This is a genomic window from Haloarcula marina (genome assembly GCF_024218775.1).
GTDB classification, from domain to species: Archaea; Halobacteriota; Halobacteria; order Halobacteriales; family Haloarculaceae; genus Haloarcula; species Haloarcula marina.
In genome coordinates, this window is the sequence record NZ_CP100404.1 from 1,620,076 (window position 1) to 1,638,186 (window position 18,111).

16 protein-coding genes are annotated in these 18,111 nt (G+C 65.2%); 8 read left to right on the top strand and 8 right to left on the bottom strand.

The features are described from left to right. The first annotated feature begins 11 nt into the window (after nucleotides 1-11). Nucleotides 12-467 carry a DUF7992 family protein gene (locus NJQ44_RS08500; protein ID WP_254274256.1) on the top strand — a complete coding sequence of 152 codons (456 nt, stop codon included), beginning with the start codon at nucleotides 12-14 and terminating at the stop codon, nucleotides 465-467. Here NJQ44_RS08500 and NJQ44_RS08505 read toward each other — a convergent pair. Further along, a complete protein-coding gene (locus tag NJQ44_RS08505; RefSeq protein WP_254274257.1) occupies nucleotides 464-1,015 on the bottom strand; it encodes a class I SAM-dependent methyltransferase in 552 nt (183 codons plus the stop codon). The two genes, NJQ44_RS08500 and NJQ44_RS08505, sit on opposite strands and share 4 nt — an antisense overlap. Nucleotides 1,016-1,155: 140 nt before the next feature. On the opposite strand from NJQ44_RS08505, the gene NJQ44_RS08510 reads away from it, so the two are divergent. Then, the gene (locus tag NJQ44_RS08510) at nucleotides 1,156-1,335 is read left to right on the top strand and encodes an HEWD family protein (RefSeq protein ID WP_254274258.1); all 180 of its coding nucleotides are present in this window, start codon (nucleotides 1,156-1,158) and stop codon (nucleotides 1,333-1,335) included. 221 nt (nucleotides 1,336-1,556) lie between these two features. On the opposite strand, the gene NJQ44_RS08515 is transcribed toward NJQ44_RS08510, so the two are convergent. Together NJQ44_RS08515 and NJQ44_RS08520 are read right to left on the bottom strand one after the other, a co-directional pair. Further along, the gene (locus NJQ44_RS08515) at nucleotides 1,557-1,949 is read right to left on the bottom strand and encodes a hypothetical protein (protein WP_254274259.1); all 393 of its coding nucleotides are present in this window, start codon (nucleotides 1,947-1,949) and stop codon (nucleotides 1,557-1,559) included. A gap of 291 nt (nucleotides 1,950-2,240) precedes the next feature. Then, nucleotides 2,241-5,264, bottom strand: a complete 3,024-nt coding sequence (locus NJQ44_RS08520; RefSeq protein ID WP_254274260.1) for an oligosaccharyl transferase, archaeosortase A system-associated — start codon at nucleotides 5,262-5,264, stop codon at nucleotides 2,241-2,243. 95 nt (nucleotides 5,265-5,359) lie between these two features. Here NJQ44_RS08520 and aglG point away from each other — a divergent pair, with 95 nt between their 5' ends. Both aglG and NJQ44_RS08530 read left to right on the top strand, forming a co-directional pair. Then, a complete protein-coding gene (gene aglG, locus NJQ44_RS08525) occupies nucleotides 5,360-6,295 on the top strand; it encodes a glucosyl-dolichyl phosphate glucuronosyltransferase (RefSeq protein WP_254274261.1) in 936 nt (311 codons plus the stop codon). A gap of 4 nt (nucleotides 6,296-6,299) precedes the next feature. Next, the gene (locus NJQ44_RS08530; protein ID WP_254274262.1) at nucleotides 6,300-7,445 is read left to right on the top strand and encodes a glycosyltransferase family 4 protein; all 1,146 of its coding nucleotides are present in this window, start codon (nucleotides 6,300-6,302) and stop codon (nucleotides 7,443-7,445) included. Between the two features lie 39 nt (nucleotides 7,446-7,484). Here the strand turns inward: NJQ44_RS08530 and NJQ44_RS08535 are convergent, their stop codons facing one another. The 4 genes from NJQ44_RS08535 to NJQ44_RS08550 all read right to left on the bottom strand — a co-directional run bounded on the left by NJQ44_RS08535 (nucleotide 7,485) and on the right by NJQ44_RS08550 (nucleotide 13,301). Further along, nucleotides 7,485-8,837 carry a sulfatase family protein gene (locus NJQ44_RS08535; protein WP_254274263.1) on the bottom strand — a complete coding sequence of 451 codons (1,353 nt, stop codon included), beginning with the start codon at nucleotides 8,835-8,837 and terminating at the stop codon, nucleotides 7,485-7,487. A 48-nt stretch (nucleotides 8,838-8,885) separates the two neighbouring features. Next, nucleotides 8,886-10,328, bottom strand: a complete 1,443-nt coding sequence (locus NJQ44_RS08540; RefSeq protein WP_254274264.1) for an oligosaccharide flippase family protein — start codon at nucleotides 10,326-10,328, stop codon at nucleotides 8,886-8,888. Nucleotides 10,329-10,389: 61 nt separating this feature from the next. Further along, entirely contained in the window at nucleotides 10,390-12,222 is a 1,833-nt protein-coding gene (gene asnB, locus NJQ44_RS08545; protein WP_254274265.1) for an asparagine synthase (glutamine-hydrolyzing), read from the bottom strand. After that, nucleotides 12,222-13,301: a glycosyltransferase family 4 protein gene (locus NJQ44_RS08550; protein ID WP_254274266.1), complete on the bottom strand. Its 1,080-nt coding sequence runs from the start codon at nucleotides 13,299-13,301 to the stop codon at nucleotides 12,222-12,224. The genes asnB and NJQ44_RS08550 overlap by 1 nt, the downstream gene beginning before the upstream one ends. Before the next feature lie 134 nt (nucleotides 13,302-13,435). On the opposite strand from NJQ44_RS08550, the gene NJQ44_RS08555 reads away from it, so the two are divergent. Together NJQ44_RS08555 and NJQ44_RS08560 are read left to right on the top strand one after the other, a co-directional pair. After that, nucleotides 13,436-14,779: a sulfatase-like hydrolase/transferase gene (locus NJQ44_RS08555; RefSeq protein WP_254274267.1), complete on the top strand. Its 1,344-nt coding sequence runs from the start codon at nucleotides 13,436-13,438 to the stop codon at nucleotides 14,777-14,779. 74 nt (nucleotides 14,780-14,853) lie between these two features. Then, nucleotides 14,854-15,738, top strand: a complete 885-nt coding sequence (locus tag NJQ44_RS08560) for an alkaline phosphatase family protein (protein ID WP_254274268.1) — start codon at nucleotides 14,854-14,856, stop codon at nucleotides 15,736-15,738. Between the two features lie 7 nt (nucleotides 15,739-15,745). Here the strand turns inward: NJQ44_RS08560 and NJQ44_RS08565 are convergent, their stop codons facing one another. Then, entirely contained in the window at nucleotides 15,746-16,585 is an 840-nt protein-coding gene (locus NJQ44_RS08565; protein WP_254274269.1) for a TrmB family transcriptional regulator, read from the bottom strand. Between the two features lie 63 nt (nucleotides 16,586-16,648). On the opposite strand from NJQ44_RS08565, the gene NJQ44_RS19620 reads away from it, so the two are divergent. Beyond that, nucleotides 16,649-16,789 (top strand): hypothetical protein, encoded by a 141-nt coding sequence (locus NJQ44_RS19620; protein ID WP_489146250.1) that lies wholly within the window; start codon nucleotides 16,649-16,651, stop codon nucleotides 16,787-16,789. 135 nt (nucleotides 16,790-16,924) lie between these two features. Beyond that, complete coding sequence (locus NJQ44_RS08570; RefSeq protein ID WP_254274270.1) at nucleotides 16,925-18,082, top strand: glutathione-independent formaldehyde dehydrogenase; 1,158 nt, start codon at nucleotides 16,925-16,927, stop codon at nucleotides 18,080-18,082. The last annotated feature ends 29 nt before the right edge of the window (nucleotides 18,083-18,111 follow it).

Genomic DNA, 18,111 nt, shown 5'->3' on the forward strand with positions numbered 1-18,111 from the left:
GAAGGCGACCCATGACACTCGACGTGCCCGTTCCCGACCGCCCGCAACTGACGAGCGGCGTCGGGGCCGAGGCGTACGACGACGTGGACGTGCAGGGCGACGAGTACCGGCGGGACGAACTCGCGGACGCCCTCGACGACGGCGCGTGGGCCGACGCCTTCGAAGAATGGGCCCGGGACACACCGCTGACCGAATCCACGTGGGCCATCGTCACCGACCTCGACCTCGTCGCCGAGTTCGACTTCTTCTGGGACTCCTTCGCGGGCCGCGTCGGCTATCACGCGCCGGGCCTGCCCGAAGACTGGCGAGAGCGGGAAATCCACCCCGACATCGAATCCTGGGAGACCGTCTCCAGCATCAACGCGGGTCTGACCGAGTTCGGGCAGGTGGTGTGCGACGTGTTGGCCGACGAGTACCTGGACTGGGAGGCAGAAGAAGTCGACGCCGGGGACCTGCCGGACTTCTAAATCCGCCCTTCGAGGACGAACGTCTCGCGCCGGTCCTCTGCGCGGGTCACTTCGATACCGACCGCTTCGCACATCTCGACGGCCTCGGCCGCCGAATAGCGCTCCGACAGCGGCGGGCCGCTACTCCCGGTCCCGTCGGCCGTCCAGTCGGCGAACCCGACGCGGCCCTCGGGAGCAAGCGAGTCCGCGACCGCTTCCATCGCCTCGGGCGTGGCGAACTCGTGGAACGTCATCGTCGAGACGACGGCGTCGAGCGAGTCGGCTATCGGCATCGACTCGACGCCGCCCGTGACGGGGACGACGTTCTCGGGCATCCCCTTCTCGCGGTACAACTCGTGCATCTCGGCCTGTACGTCGAGCGCGTACACCGTCTCGACGGCCGCCGCCACGTGGTCGGTGTAGAACCCGGTCCCGCTCCCGAGGTCCGCGACCACGTCGTCCGGCCTCGCGTCGAACAGTGCGAGCAACTCGTCGACGGAGACGTACTCGTACCGACTCGGGTCCTCTAACTGGTCCGCGCGCGCCGGGTCGAACGTGTGAAAGCCCATCCTCAGAGGCTACCGGTCCGAGGGATAAAACCGTCTCCCCGACCCGTCACGAGACGAGATTCCAGTTCCTTCGTCCATTTTCCTTCGACGCCATTGCGAAAGACCGGCACGCTGATAACCGTTCACGTGTACCCTTCACTATGGTAGCTATCGTATCGCCCAGAGAACGGGAGTGTGAACGGTGCGGTCGACGAGACGTATGGGACGACGACCTGCAAACGTGGCGCATCGCCGACGATAACGGCGAAAAGCAATCGGGGAATCCGCGATGTCTCCACGAGTGGGACATCAACGGGACGTTCAATCCGCTGGCTGAATAGTCCCTTTTTACGCATCGGGTGCGCTCGCTTCGCTCGCCCACCGCTCGGCGCGAAAATCTACGCTACAAAGGCTGAACTTCGACCTTTGGCCTCGCTTGAGTGAACCGCACTCGCTTCACTCGTGCGGATGCTTGTTCAGCAGACCGCCCGTGCTGGACAGTCTAACGAATAGCCCAGAAAGCCACGATAACGTAGTAGGTGTGGGAGTCGGTCACGCCTCACTAACAGTAGACGGTTCCGAGAACCGTGCAGTCGCACGACGGGAGCGATACGTCGTGGATACTTTTGGAGTCCGGATAGGCTCGGATACCCACACGCAGTGCAATATAGTAGACGATTGCGCCCGATGCTTCCCCTATCGCATCCTCCTCGGTTGTATCATATGCGGACCAATCGAGACCCACTAGATATCCGTTGCCTGCTTCCTCAGTGGGGCCAGCGGTGACATCGACACTGAACGAGTCCGTGTCCTCGGAGATGTTATTCGCGAGCCAGTGGTTGTACGTTATGGCACGTTCGTATGCTAGAGCGAATTCCTCGGCAGCGGTCTCGCTGTCCTCGCCGGGTGGGTCGGGATACGGTCGTGGCTCGTAGCCCGCTACTGGGTCGGGCATCGGGCGAGGAGTCTGTGAACACTCCTCCGCAGATGGAACATCGAAGGGCACTGGTGTGTTCTCTGGAGGTGTGTTCTGTGGGGGAGAGACCGAGGTCAGACAGCCGCTGAGAGAGATACTAAGCGGTCCTGTCGCGGCGACCAGTATCTCGCGTCGATTTAGGCATCGGCCGGACTATGGACAAGTCTGTTAAGTGTCTTGTGAGCACAGTGAACGCTGAACGCACTCTCTGTACTGAAGGAGTAGTCACGAACGAACACCGCGAGTGAGGAAGTAGAACCTCGCCGTCAGTCAGGGTGCGACGCGAATCTGCTCGGTCGCCGCGGACGCGAGTGCTTCGGTCGTATTCGTCGACCCGTCGCTCGTGCCGGACGACGAGTCGTCAGCCGTGTTGGTCGACGTGTCGTTCGTCTGCGTTTCGTTGGTCTGGCTATCGCCGTCGGGTTGCGTCTGAATGAGCGGTTCCATCTCGACGGTCGACGCCGTCTCGTTCTCGCCGATGACCTGTCCCTCACTCACGTCCGTCGTTCCAGCGAACGGGACGAGAGAGCCGTCCTGCGTGCCCGTGGCGGTGAACTGGTACTGCGTCTCGGCGCGGACGCTGACGTTCGTGTACCCCTCGTCGGTCCCCCACTGGTCGTAGCCGGTGGTGGAGTACGGTAGGGTCATCTCGAAGTTGCCGTTCTCGTCTGTCTGGGCCTGCTGGCGGTAGACGAACGTCTCGTTGGTCTGGGCGTTTCGCATCCGGACCGAGGCCGTCACCGTCGAGTTCGCCGGACCGGTGCCTTCGACCGTCGCCCCGGGGACGCGCTCGAATATTTTGGTCCACGCGGGCGTGTTCGTGCTCATGATGTCCGCGGCGGAGTCACTCATGCAGAAGTTCTGCTGTTCGAGCGGGAGGGACGTCTCGTTGGCCATACAGCTCTCGTTGCCCGCGGGACGGAACCGGACGCCGATGCTCTGGGCCTCGACGAGCGTCCCGCGGTTGTAGTTCGTCGACTCGTAGGCGGTGCGCTCGCTAGATCCGACGTAGCGGTAGTGCTCCATCGCCGGAACGCGTTCGGCGGGTATCGTCCCGAAGCCGCCGACCTGTGAGGTCGTGTCGTTCGCGACGTAGGTGCGGGCCTGTTCGAGCGTGTTGAACTGCTTGATTGCGCGGCCGTCCGAGGGCGTGACCCGAACCTGTCGGCCGTTCTGGGTCGCTATCTCCCAGTCGAGGACGACGGGTTGGGGCGTGACGGCGCTCCCGTGGAACTCGTACAGGCGGACGACGGTGGTGTTGTAGTACGCCTGCGTCCGGTAATTGAAGCGCGCCCCGCTCTGTCGGGAGACGACGGTACCGTAGTAGTCGCTCTCGGAGACGTTAGCGGTGCTGTAGAAGCGCGGCGGCGCGAAGAACTTCCCGTTGTACTGGCCGTAGACGCTCGTCATCTTCCAGTCGGCGGCCACGTAGCGAGTACTGGCGTCGTCCTCGTCCAGGTCGTCGAGGACCTGATTCGCCTGTGTTTCGTTCGGCGCGAGCAGGAAGTTCGCGGCGGTGGTGGCGCCCTGCTGGAACGGGTTGGCGTTCGGGATACGCTCGCCTTCGACGGTGATGAGGTGGCCGTAGTCCCACCACGACATCACGCCGTACTCGCCGGCACTGTAATCGTAGTCCTCCTGATTCTGGTAGGTCCCGTAGTACTCCAGACTCTGTTGGTCGCCCGTCCCGTACGCGCCTTCGACCGGCGTGTTCTCTTGCATCCACCCGAGGCCGTCGTTCCAGCCTTGGGCCTCCTGGCCGGGTCCGGCCGTCGCGCCGATGGCGGCCGCAGACGGCGCGACGAAGATGAGCGGCCCGACGATGGTGAACACGAGGGCGATGACGGTGATGACCTGGTACGCCTCCACGCCGTCGTCGGCCGAGAAGTCGACCCAGTCGACGACGCGCCCGATGACGTAGCCCGTCAGCACCGCGACGGGGAAGACGAGATAGACACCGAAGCGAATCTGCGTGAAGGAGGCGGCGATGATGAACGCGCCCCAGACGACCATCAGGAACTGCTCGGCGGGTGCGTCGCGGTCGAACAGTTGGTTGAACAGGATGAGGAAGGCGCCGACCCCGGCGACGAACAGCGAGAGGCCGTAGTAGCGGTAGAGGACGCCGGGGTTGCGGAGCGGCGTCGCCTCACCGACGGAAGTCTGCGTGGCGGACGGACTCGAGGTGAATCCGACGACCCGAAGCACTTGGTCGACGAAGTAGCTGAGCAGGTCCGGGGTCAGAATCGCCATCAGCACCGCGCCGACGACGATGATACCGCCGATGGTCACCGGGTAGAGGTTTCGGTCGTAGTCTTCGGCCTCCATGTAGCGAGCCAGCCACGCCATGAACACGCTCCCGACGCCGATGGCGAGGGCGAGGAGGGGTTGGAGGAGCGAGTGGTCGGTCGCCGTGATGGAGAGCGTCTGGAGGACGGCGAGTTCGAAGACGACGACGGCACCCATCATCACCGCGCCAGCGATGGCGACGTGTTCGGGGCTGTTCCCGCGGGCGAATTCGATGGTGAGCCACAGGAGGAAGAACACGCCGAGGATACCCAGCAGGAGGACCGCGGGCGGCCACGTCCAGAGGTACAGCGCGATGGCGAACCCGGCCATCAGCGAGTAGCCGACGGTGTCGCGCAACGCCGGAACGTCGCGTTCGAGGAACTGTTCGTACACCGGTTTATCGCGTTCGGCGACGGAGAGGGCGACCATCACGGCCATGACGGCGGTCACTTGGAGGAGGCCTTCGGCGACCTGGTGGTCGTAGGTCCCGACGAGACTGCGTTGGAGGAACGTCCCCGCCGAGAGTGCGATGACGACGGCGGCGGTGACGCCGCCGATGCGACCGCCGAGTCGGCGGCCGATGAAGTACGTCGGTATCGCGCCGAGGGTCCCGATGACGGCCGGCGCGACGATTGCGACAGCGCCGACGGTCTGTTCGGTGGGTGACCCGAGACCGACGATGAGAGCGATGGTCCCGAACACTTGGTCGAAGAGGGTTCCGAACTGGCCGGAGGCGGTCCCGTACGGGAAGTACGTCCACGGATCGAACGGCATCGTCGCGGGCCAGTTTTCGACCACGTACATCGTCGAGCGGAAGTGGTACCACGGGTCTTGCCCGCTGAACAGCACTTCGCCGTCGACGAAGAAGTTCGAGTAGTTACGGACCCGATTCCACAGCATGAACCCGAGCAGTACCACGAGTGTCGGTATGTGGTACCACTGTTGAACCCAGTCCAGGGCGGACTCGAGTTGGGGATTTTCGTCGAGATAACCCCGCGATTGACTCATTGAACGGAGACAGTCCCAACGCGCGCATAAGCCTTTTGACCTCCGGACGGAACCGGATGGAAACGCCTAACAGCGCCCATAGAGGACGTGCGTGCATGCGCGCCTCGGTCGTCCTGTGTACGCACACGCTTGACCGCTACGGGGACTGTCGGGCGGCGGCCGAGAGTGTCCTGGACCAGACCCACGACGACGTGGAACTCGTCCTCGTCTCCGACGGAAACGAGGCCGTCTACGAACGGTACGAGGACGACTTCGGCGGCCGCGAGAACGTCGTGACCCACTGCAACGACGAGAACGTCGGCCTGTTGGACAGTCGGAACAACGGGGCCGAAGTCGCCACCGGCGACGTGGTGGTCTTTCTGGACGACGATGCCGTCGCAGACGAGGAGTGGCTGGCGAAACTCGTCGCCGCCTACGAGGAGACGGATGCACTCGCCGTCGGCGGGCGGATGGTCCCGGCGTGGGTCGCCGGGAAACCGTCGTTCCTCCCGGAGGAGTTCTACTGGCTCATCGGCGTCACGCACCGCGGATTCGGCCCGAACGGCGACCCCGACGAGGCTGGCGAAGTCCGCAACACCTTCGGCTCGAATATCTCCTTCCGCCGGGACGTGTTCCTCGAGTTGGGCGGCTTCGAGGACGACATCGGCGGCCGACAGGGCACCAAGAATCTCCAAGGCGGCGAGACGGAACTGTGTGCCCGCCTCGAAAGCGAGTACGACAGCGGCGTCTACTACGTCCCCGACGCCCTCGTCGCCCACAAGATATTCGACTACCGGACCGACCCCGGATGGCTCGTCGACCGGGCATTCTGGCAGGGCTACTCGAAGCGGGGCATGGAGGTGTTCGTCCCCGAGTCGACGGGTGAGGAGTCCGATTTCCTCGGCGACCTCCTCTTTTCGTTCGTCCCCGAGCGACTCGGCGGCCTGGTCACGTCGCCGTCCGTCGCCGCCGTTCTGCAACTCGTCTTCCTGTTCGTCCTGACTGGGGCCGTCGGCGTCGGCTACCTCTACGGGATGTACGTCTGGGGGTGACCGGATGGGCGAGCCACCACTCCCGGACGTGTGCGTCGTCACGCACCCGCTCGCGGCCGCGGGAGAGAACGCCACTCGGAGCCTCCTGGACATCCTCGGCGCGATAACCGGCGTCGCCCTCGTCACCGCCGGCCTCCCCGAAGATTCCGAAATCCGCGAGAAGCGCGAACTCGTCGAACTCACGCGGAAGGGCGCGGGCGATTCGGTCCTCGTCGCCGCCGTCCGCTTCCTCTTGAACCAACTGCGGATGTGTCGCGTCCTCGCCGACCGTGACGAGGAGGTCGTCCTGTTCTACGGGGCCACTTCGTACGTCTTGCCCATCCTCGCGGCCAAACTGCTGGGGAAGACGGTGGTCGTCGAACCGCGCGGCGACGTGCCGCTAACGCTTCGACTCAACTGGGAACAGCGGATGCCCGACCGCGTAGCGTGGACTCTCGCAGGGCTCGTCAAGACCCTCGAACGCGTCGGATTCACACTCGCCGACGGCGTCGTCACGTACACGCCGGAGATGGCCCGTCAACTCGACCTCCATCCGGAATCACAGCGAGTCTTCCCGACCGGTGCGCGCTACGTCCGCACCGAGGAATTCGACGTCGAGCGTCCGTACGAGGACCGCGACCGAGTCGTCGGCTTCCTCGGCCGACTCGACGAGGAGAAGGGGATTCGGGAACTCGCCGCTGTCGCGAAGAACCTCCCGGCGGACGTGACCTTCCGGTTCGTCGGCGACGGCGACCTCCGGGGGTGGCTGGAGCGGGAACTCGCCGCCGAAATCGATGCCGGACGAGTCGAACTCACGGGCTGGGTCGATCACGACGACGTGCCGACGCAGTTGAACGACCTCGCCTTGCTCGTCCTGCCGTCCCAACCCACCGAGGGCCTGCCGACGACGATTCTCGAAGCATTGGCCTGCGGGACGCCGGTGTACGCTTCCCCCGTATCGGGCGTTCCCGACGTGGTGCGGGACGGCGAAACGGGGTTCCATATTCCGTCCCGAGAACCGACGGCGCTCGCCGACGGTATCGAGGAAATCCTCGCTCGCGACGACCTCGCCAACATCAGCGAGAACGGCCGCGACCTGATAGAGGCGGAGTACAGTTTCGAGGCGGCCTGCGAGCGCTACCGACAAATCCTGTTCGCGCTTTCGGGCTGACGCGGACCCGGCCGCCGATGCTGCGCCCGTCTGTCGCGGTTACTCGGAGTACCCCAGACGGCGGAGTCGCTCTTTCACGTCCTCGTTCATGTCCGGTCGTTCCACGTCGTCGTCGGCCGTCGCGCGGACGAGTTCCAGATGCTCGTCGATGCGCTTCTGGAGGCGGCGGACCTCGCTCGGGTCGTCGTCGACGAGATTCGTCCGCTCCTCCGGGTCGTCGACGAGGTCGTACAGTTCTGCGGAGCCGTCTGGCCTGCGGATGAGTTTCCACTCCTCCTCGCGGACGAAGTGGTTGTCGCCGTCGTCGCTGGTCCAGCCGCCGAAAACGGCGTCGCGGTCCCACTCGCCGTCGAAGACGAGTTTCCGCAGGCTTTCGCCGTAGAAGTTCCGCGGCACGTCCAGTCCGACAGCGTCGACGAGCGTCGACGGCAGGTCGGTGAGGCCGACGAGTTCGTCGTACTCGCCGTCGTCGTCCCATCCGGAGACGAACAGCGGGACGTGTATCTTCAGATCCAACGCGTTCGCGCCGCCGAAGTAGCCGTGGTCCAAGAAGTGGTCACCGTGGTCGGCGGTCATCGCCATCACGTAGTCGTCGCCCCACTCCCGTTCGGCGGCGTCGATGAGACGGCCGACTTCGGCGTCGTTGAACCGAATCTCGGCGTCGTAGAGGTCGATGAACCGCTGATACTCCTCGTCGGTCACCGCGTCGGGTTCCTCGATGAACTTCCGACGGAGTTTGATGGAGTCGGTGTCGCTGACCACGTCGTCCCGGAAGTGGCGCTGGTACTCCTCGGGCGGGAGGAACGGGTGGTGAACGTCCATGTAGTGGACCCAGAGGAACGTCGGGCGGTCGTCGTCGGTCGCTTCCAGCCACTCGATTGCGCGGTCGGTCATCTCGTCGGCGGGGACGTGGTAGGACCCGACGTTGATGCCCCCCTCCGATTCGAGTTTGTCGTATCCCCACTGGAGCAGGGAGTACACCGGCGTCTCCTGTAGGTTCGTCTTGGCCCACTTGCGGGCCGACGCGAGCATCCCCTGGTCCGGTGCGGAGTCGTAGAAGGCGTCCCAGCCCCGGTCGTAGCCGAACTGGCCGGAGACGTAGAGGTTGGAGTGGAAGCCGCCAGTCTGGTACCCAGCGTCGTCGAATACCTCCGACACGACCGTCTGTGAGTCCGAGACTCTGTCGTGGCCGCCGTACATCAGCGGCGTCACACCGGTCAGGATACCCGGGAACGAGAACATCGTGCTGCCGCCGTGGGCGAACGCGTTCATGAAGCGACTGCCCTCGCTGGCGAGGCGGTCGATGTTCGGCGTCGTGTCCCGCTCGTACCCGTGATAGCCGACGTGGTCGGCCCGGAGTGAGTCTATCGTGACGAGGAGGACGTTGTCCATACGGGCCGGTGTGCCAGCGTTCCGGTTAAGTATGCTGATACGCCGTGGCTACGCTATCGCCGCGGTCAGCGATTGCACTTTCTCGCGCACGCGCCCGGAGAGGCCGACGAGTGCGCCGACGTAGACCACCGCGCCAATACCCACCAGCATGAGGGTTCCGGAGCGACGGAACGGCACTATCGGTCGGGCGAAGACGACGACGGCGGTCATCAGTGCGGCCGCGACCACTTCGATACCGACTTCGCGGAGGGGGAGCGACGGGCGACCGATAAGCCGGGTCAACGTCCGGTAGCCGAGGACGGCCCGAAGGGCCGACGCGGTGGCCGTCGCGATAGCCGCCCCTATCCAGCCGAACTGCCAGACCAGTAGGACGTTCAGCGTGAGGTTCGTCGCGATGAACGCGACGTTGACGCGGTAGGCCGCCCGCGGTTCGTCGACGGCGTTGATGACGTTCAGGAACTGCGAGGCGTACACGTCTGCGGCGTACGCGAGGACGAGGACGACGAGAATCGGCTGACCGATACCGAACGAGGGACGGTAGAACTGGAGGACTCGCTCGCCGATGACCAGCGCCCCGGCCAGTCCGGGGATGACGAACACGCCCGAGAAGAGCAACCCCTCCTCTAAGATGTGCCGGATGTAGTCGTAGTCGCCCTGTTCCGAGAGGTCGCTGACCTCCGGGAAGAGGGTCCGGCGAATCGAGAGGCTCACCATCCCTAGCAGCGAGGCGATGCCCCACGCGGCCTCGTAGATGCCGATGAGTCCCGCGCCGACGAAAAAGGAGAGGACGATGGTGTCCATCCACCCGAAGACGTTGCTCCGGAGCGTGCTCATCCACGCGTAGCGGGCGTAGCTGACGAGTTCGCGTATCTCCTCGCGCGTGGGCACGCTCGGACGGAGTTCGCTGGTCAGAAGCCCGACGACGGCCGCGACGGCGAGCGCCGCGGCGTGACTGGCGACCAGCGCGGAGACGCCGAAACTGAGGACGACCAGCGTGACTTGGGCCGTCGACCGGGTGATGCGCTCGAACGCCTGCAACCATCCGGCCCACGCGACTCGTTTCTGCCCTTCGAGGCCTGCGGCGACGGTGCTGTACGCGACGGTGCTGACCACGAGTGCGGCGAGTTCGAGGTTGTACTGGACGAGAATCTGGAAGAACGTCTGGGAGGGATTCGGCGAAACGCGGGCGACGAGTTCGCCGCCGAGCAACACGGCACTCGCGAGGACGACGCCGACGAGGGCGTTCAGCACGACGCCAGCACCGAGGTAGCCCTCGGGGTCACGGCCCTCGCTGATTCGCTTGCGGACGGCGTTGCCGACGGCGCGAATCGGAATCGCCAACCAGAAGAAGCCGATGCCGACGATGACGGCGTACTGGCCGAGCACTTCCTCGCCCAGTAGGTAGGAGATGACCCACGTGACGGCGAAGCCAGCGCCCGAGACGACGACCTGTGACCCGAAGTGCAACAGCGTCGTCTTCCCCAGCCGCATCACGACTCGCTCCTCATATCCCCTCTGCCGGGTCGCGCCACATGAACCTTTCCAGCGACGGTCACTCCTCGACGAGGAACTCGTGGTACCACGCGACGTAGGTGAGGACTTTCCAGAGCGTCATCCCGTGGTCCGCGTCGCCGTGGCGGTGCGCCCGCCGGAGGTCGAACACGCGGTCGCTGTCGATGTAGGGGGCCGTCTCGACGTGTGTCTCGGTCAGCCACCCCGCGATGGCCTCGTGGTCCTCCCGAAACCACTCGCTGACGGGGACGTTGAACCCGTGCTTGTCCCGGTCGAGGATGCGCGCGGGAACCACGTCGTCGACGGCGTCGGTCAGCGCCCGCTTGTAGCCGTCGAGTTTGTACTCCGTGGGGACGTTGTAAGCGTATTCGACGAGTTCGTGGTCGAGGAACGGGACGCGCGCCTCCAGCGACGCGGCCATGCTCGCCCGGTCGACCTTATAAAGAAGGTCGTCCGGGAGCCAGTAGCTGATGTCGTAGGCGGTGAGTCGCTGAAGCGTATCGTTCCCCGCTCGCGCCGTCGCCGTCTCGACTTTCCCGATGAGGCCGCTCGACGCTGTGTCGTGGCCGGTCGAGAGATACGTCTCCGGTCGCTCGTCGGCGTACCGCCGGGCCGACTCCAGTATCGCGCGCTCGTCGCTCTCCAGACTCGCGGCGTAGCGCAGCGGTCGGCGGAGCGGCCCGGCGTGTTCGGCAACTGCGCCGACGGCGTCGAAGGTGGGACTCGGGACGTGGCGTGCGTACTGTCGGTGCTTCGGGAGCAGTCTGTGCCGGTGATAGCCCGCGAACAGTTCGTCGGCCCCCTCGCCGGTGAGGACGCATTTCACGTTCTCGGCGGCGTACTCCGAGAGGAGCATCGTCGGGAGCGCCGCCGCGTCGGCCAGCGGTTCGCCGTAGTGGGCGACGAGGTCCGAGAACACCGACATATCGTCGATATCGACGGTGAGTTCGTGGTGGTCCGTCCCGAAGTGGTCCGCGACGAAGCGGGCCTCCTCGCTCTCGTCGGCCTCGGCCTGCTGGAACCCCACCGAGAACGTCTGCAAGTCGCCGTCGTAGCGCTCGCTGGCGAGGCCGACGATGGCCGAGGAGTCGAGGCCCCCGGAGAGGAACGCCCCGACCGGCACGTCGGCCATCAGACGGCGCTCGACGGACAGTTCGAGGAGGTCACGGACCTGCCCGGCGATGTCGCCCCGGGACCCGCGCACCGGCGACGGCGACAGTTCCCAGTAGCGGCGGCGCTCGACGCCCTCGTCGGTGACCAGCAGCGACGTGCCGGGGTCGACCTTTTCGACGGCCGACAGCAGGGTCTCCGACCCGGGCGTGTACCGCACCGAGAAGAAGTTGTGGACGGCCCGGGGGTCGACCTCCCGGGTCACACCCGCACGGAGCAACTGCCGGAGTTCGCTGGCGAAGGCGAACCCGTCGTCGACGGTGGCGACGTACAGCGGCTTGATGCCCAAGCGGTCGCGAGCGAGGAACACCGATTCGTCGGTTTCGTCGTAGACGGCGAAGGCGAACATCCCGTTGAGCCGTTCGGGGAGCGACTGGCCCCACTCCTCCCACCCGTGGACCAGCACCTCGGTGTCGCTGTCGGTGGTGAAGCGGTGGCCGACCGACTCCAGTTCGGCCCGGAGCGAGTCGCGGTTGTATATCTCGCCGTTGAACACGACGGCGACGGTGTCGTCCTCGTTGTAGATGGGTTGGCTCCCGCCCGCGAGGTCCACGATAGAGAGGCGGCGCATCCCCAGCATGACGCCCGCCTTCTCGTCGATGTGGCGGCCGCCCTCGTCGGGGCCGCGGTGGCGGATGCAAGACAGCATCTCGTCCAGACGCCCTTCGTCGACCCACCCGTGGACCCCAGCGATGCCGCACATCAGGACGCACCTCCCACGGCGCGAACGTCGGCGTAGACGCCTTCCAGCGAGTCCACGATGGCGTCCCAACTGTGGTTCGCTTCGACGTGTTCGCGGGCGTTCTCCGAGAGGCGAGCGTGCGTCTCGTCGTCGGTAAACAGCGTCTCGACGCGTTCACGAATCGCCTCGGGGTCCTCCATCGGGACGATGTATCCCGTCTCGCCGTCGGTGACGAGGTCCGGCAGACCGCCGGAGTCGGTGACGACGGGCGGGAGGCCGACGGCCATCGCCTCCAGGACGGTGTTGGGCAGGCCTTCGCCCTCTCGGGAGGGTTGCACGAAGACGCGGCCGTCGGCGAGGTAGTCGACGACTTCTTCGGGGTCCACGAGGCCGACGAACTCCGCGTCGACGTCGAGCGAGTTGGCCTGCCGTTCGAGCGATTCGCGCTCGGGTCCGTCGCCGACGACGGTTAGCGAGCGGTCGGTTCCGGCGAGTGCGTCGAGGAGTACGTCGAGTCCCTTCCAGCGTTCGAGGCGGGCGACGAAGACGACGTCTTCGCCGTCGGCCCGCCCCTCCGGGAGGGCGACGCCGTTGCCCAACACCCGCACGTCTCGCGGGTCGAACTCCGACCGAACGTCGGCCGCGATGTCGCTTCCCTGTACCAGTACCGTCGTATCGCGGAGGACGCGGTCGATGCTCCACCGCTTGCCGGGCGTGTCTTTCATGAAGTAGTAGTCGCCGCCGCGTATCCACGCGAAGTACGGCAGGCCGCGCAGTTTCGAGACGAGGTAGCCCACGAAGCCGTTCGGATACACCATCATGCACTGGAGCACGTCGAACCGCTTCGCGTCCCGGAGGAGCAACAGCGTCGCCCCGAGGACGAAGGTGAGCGTGCTGACGAACGGCGAGGACCGCACGTTGGGGACGCGAACCACGTCGTAGGGGTGGTCGTCGTCGGGCGTCGCCTCGCCGTAGGACTTCGTGTAGACGGTCACGTCGTGGCCGCGCGACTGGAGGGCGTCGGCCATCCGCAGCGACTGCGTTTCGGTGCCGCCGACGACGTTCGGCGGGAACTCCTTGACGAGTAGCGCGACCCTCATTGTCACCGGATGCGCCCTCCACCCATTATAACCTCGTGATTGCGCGCTGGTGGGGCCACCGTCAGACCGGGCGGGAGGGTCATTTGGGAGGGGAACTGTTTTGTAGCAAACCGCTATACTTCGCGGCAAGCCAGATGACCAGCGTCGCCCTCGTCGTCCTCGATACCTTGCGCAAAGACAGCTACGACGAGTTCTTCGACTGGATGCCAGGGGTCCAGTTCGACAACGCGTGGTCGCCGTGTTCGTGGACCGTGCCCGCCCACGGTGCGCTGTTCACGGGCCGGTATCCGAGCGAAACCGGGGTGTACGCTCAGGCCGAGCAACTCGACTACGAGGGGGATGTGCTCGCGGAACTGCTCTCCGAGGCAGGCTACACGACGAGCGCGTTCAGCGCGAACGCGAACATCTCTCGCCCGTTCCAGTTCGACCGCGGGTTCGACGAGTTCGAGACGACGTGGAAGGCGAGCAGATACGACGACGACGTGGTCGACTGGGGGACGTTCATCTCCGAACACGGGACGAGCGGGTTCGGCCGCTACCTCTACGCCGTGAAGGAACTGTTCGGCCCCGATGTGGACACGCTCCGCTCGCTTCGGCGGGGGCTGAAACTGAAAGCCGACGACATGGGCATCTCGACGCTCACGGGCGACGACGACGGGGCGGCACAGTTACGAGAGACGCTCCGGAACCGGTCGTTCGACGACGAGGCGTTCTTTTTCGCGAACCTGATGGAGGCCCACGCGCCGTACGACCCGCCCGAGGAGTATCGGACCACCGACGTCGACTACAGCCCCAACATCGAGGACACCATCTCCGAGTCGGGGCCGGCGGCCGACCACGCGGGGATTCGGCAGGCCTACGACGACAGCGTCCGGTATCTCGCGGACGTGTACCGGGACGTGTTCGCCGAGTTGCGCGACGCGTTCGACGTGGTCGTCACCCTCAGCGACCACGGCGAGATGTTCGGCGAGTACGGCGCGTGGGAACACACGCACGGCATCTACCCTCAACTGGTCCACGTGCCGCTGTCAATCTACTACGACGGCGTCGAGGACCGGCGCACGGACCTCCCCGTCTCGCTCTGCGACGTGTTCACCACCGTTCTCGCGGCCAGCGGCCTCGACATCGACGAGTACCCCGGGCAGGACCTGCTCGACGACCCCGAACCGCGCGACCTGCTGGTCGAACGACACGGCCTGAAGGCCGGGCACAAGCACCTCCTCGAAGAGCGGGGGTACGACGAGGCGGTCATCGACCGCTACGACACCGAACTGTGGGGGAGCGCCCAACCCGTCGATTACTACGGTTGGGAGACGCTCGACGGGTTCGAGTCCGTCGGACGGGCCGAGCGAGACGACCCCAGAGCGCGGTTGGACGACCTCCGGAGTGGCCTCGAACGCGCCGCGGTCGTCACCGGCGGGGAAGTCGACGTCCCCGACCACGTCGCCGACCGACTGGAAGAACTCGGCTATCGATAGGGCGACGGGCGGCGTCCCGAGACGCCGACCTTTCGACGGAATTAAGCGACGGACCACCGGACCACAAGGCGTTGATGTACGGGCTGAGCGAACTCAAAGAGGCGCTTTCCAATCCGCATCTGGTGTTACGAGAGCTGAATCGCGCGTACCACCGCCGCCTGTACACTCGCCCGTACAACACCGACGGCATCGACATCTTCGAGGCCGACTGGGACAACCTCATCATCCTCGACGCGTGTCGGTACGACACCTTCTGCGAAGTGACGGATTTCGAGGGCGTGGAGTCGCGCATCTCTCGGGGGGCCGCGACCCCGGAGTTCGTGCGCGGAAACTTCGCCGGGAAGGACCTCCACGACGTGGTCTACGCGACGACCAATAGCTGGTACTTCCGTCTCAACGAGGAGATAGACACCGAGGTCCACGCGGCCCTCTACGGCGACCAGAGCGACCCGCCGGAACTGACCGAGACGGCGCTGGGCGCGCTGGACGAGTACCCCAACAAACGCCTGTTGATTCACTTCATCCCGCCCCATCACCCGTTCAAGGGACCGACGGCAGACCGCGTCTTCCCGTCCTACGAGGAGCAGTCAGATGCGCTCTTCGAGCGCATCCAGCAGGGCGAACTCGACATCGACGACGAGACGCTTCGACAGGCCTACGTCGAGAATCTGGAGTGGGTGCTCCCCGAAGTCCACCGCCTCCTCGACGAACTCGACGGCAAGACGGTGGTCACCGCCGACCACGGCGAACTGCTCGGCGACCGGACCGCGCCGGTTCCGATAGCGGACTACGGCCACCACGTCGGCCTGTACGACGAGCACCTCGTGCGGGTCCCGTGGTACGAGTCGACGAACGGCACCCGTCGTCGCATCGTCCCGGAACCGCCGGTGTCGGACGAGGCGGAGGTCGGACAGGAGAAGGTCGACCAGCGACTCCGCGAACTCGGCTACAAGGTGTAACCTCAGTTCAGGGTTCCGGGACGCTCTCGTGCTCCCAGACGAGGTCGAAGTAGCGTTTCATCCCCGCGACGAACGACCCGTTCTCGGTAAGCGCGGCCTGTCGCATGTGGTTCGGCACGTCCGGTTCCTCGACGAGGAGGATCGCCTCGCCGCCCTCGTAGTCCATGCTCGGGTCGACCAGCGTGCCGCGCCACGGCAGTTTCTCGGTGCTGAATCGAACCCCGATGTCGGGGTACTCGCTGGCCAGACGGTCGACGATGTCGGCCTGAACGGCGGCCTTCTCGGGTGGGAGTCGGTCGGGGTGTAAGAAGAGGACGGCCACGTCGACGTCTCTCTCGACGGCGTCGGCGAGCGCCCGGTCGACGCTGTCTTGGTAGGCGTAACTGTTCGTGATGATTCGGAGCGTCTCGGTAGCGTCGTCGTACAGTCGTCGTGTCTCTCGCTCGCTCGGGTCACCCACGTCGACGACGTGGAACAGTTCGGCCGTCGGCGAGATGTCTCCGCTCGCACGCTCGTAGCGAGGCCGATACTCGGCGAGGAAGGCGTCGCGCTGAGCCTCCACGTCGCCCGCGAACGATTCGTAGGACTGCCGCCGGTTCTCGACGGCGCGGTCCAGAATCTCTTCGGGCGATTTGGGCTGATACTCCTTCGGTCGGCCGGGAATCACCTTGACGAACCCGCGGTCGGCGAGCGAATCGAGGACGCCGTAAATGCGTGCTTTCGGAATCCCCGTCGCCTCGGCGAGGTTCGGGGCGGTAGTCCGGCCGAGCGACAGCAGTTCCTCTACCGCCGTCGTCTCGTACTCGGTCAGCCCAACGCGCTCGAACACGTCGGACGGGTCGGTCATACCACCCCGTTCACGCTGGAGAAGGTAAAACGCGCGGGAGTATCGCCGGAAGATATTTACCCGATGCCCGGCATAGTTACTCGCATCGTGAGTAAACAAAAGCGGGGAGAGAGTGACCGGGACGACGCACGTTTCGAGGAGTTAGACGACGGCTGTGGCTGCACTGAAGTCTGGGAACATCTCAGCGAACAACGAGACGAGTGAGTCTTCTCGCTGACGAGTGGTACGTAATCCATACGTATCTAAATCGTACGGCACAGTAGCTGAATCACTAATGTAACGATTATCTATAAATGTCTACCAACCGGAGTTTGACCCGGAGTTGTCAAAGAAATGTCCATGCAAGCTGTCGTATACAAAGGCCCGCACGAAGTCGCCGTCGAAGAGGTAGACGAACCGGAACTGCAACATCCGAACGACGTTCTCATCGACATCACGACCAGTTGTATCTGTGGGTCCGACCTCCACATGTACGAGGGGCGGACGGCCGCCGAACCGGGTATCGTGTTCGGTCACGAGAACATGGGTATCGTCACGGAAGTCGGCGACGCCGTCACCTCGCTGGAGGTGGGCGACCGCGTCGTCGCGCCGTTCAACGTCGCCTGCGGGTTCTGTGAGAACTGCGAGGACGGGTACACAGGGTTCTGTACCAACGTCAACCCCGGATTCGCCGGTGGGGCCTACGGCTACGTCGCGATGGGGCCGTATAAGGGCGGACAGGCCGAGAAACTCCGCATCCCGTACGCCGACTTCAACGCGCTGAAACTCCCGGAGGGCGACGAGCACGAGGACGCGTTCGCGCTGCTCGCCGACATCTTCCCGACGGGGTGGCACGGCACGGAACTGGCGAACCTCGAACCCGGAGATTCCGTCGCTATCTACGGTGCCGGGCCGGTCGGCCTGATGGCCGCCTACAGCGCGAAAATCAAAGGCGCGGCCGAAATCTACTCCATCGACCGTGTGCCGAGCAGACTGGAACTCGCCGAGGAGCACTGCGACGCCACCGCCATCAACTTCGAGGAGGGCGACCCGGTCGAGCAGATCAAGAACGAACACGGCGGGGAAGTCGACAAGGGCGTCGACGCCGTCGGCTATCAGGCCATCGACCCCGAGAAGGAGGCTGACGACGCGTACGACCCGGCCCGCGAGAACCCGGCCGTCGTCCTCAACAACCTCATCCGGACGGTCAAACCGACCGGCCAACTCGGCATCCCAGGCCTCTACGTTCCGGAGGACCCCGGCGCGCCCGACGACATGGCCGCGCAGGGCCGACTCGGCATCGACTTCGGCCTCCTCTTCGAGAAGGGGCAGAAACTCGGCACCGGCCAGTGTAACGTGAAGTCCTACAACCGCGAACTCCGCGACCTCATCATCGAGGGCCGCGCCGACCCGAGTTGGGTCGTCTCCCACCGCGTGGGCCTCGACGAGGCCCCGGAGATGTACGAGAAGTTCGACGACCGCGAAGAGGGCGTCACGAAGGTCCTGCTGGAACCCTAACCCCACTCGCCGTTTTTTCGACCGGAACC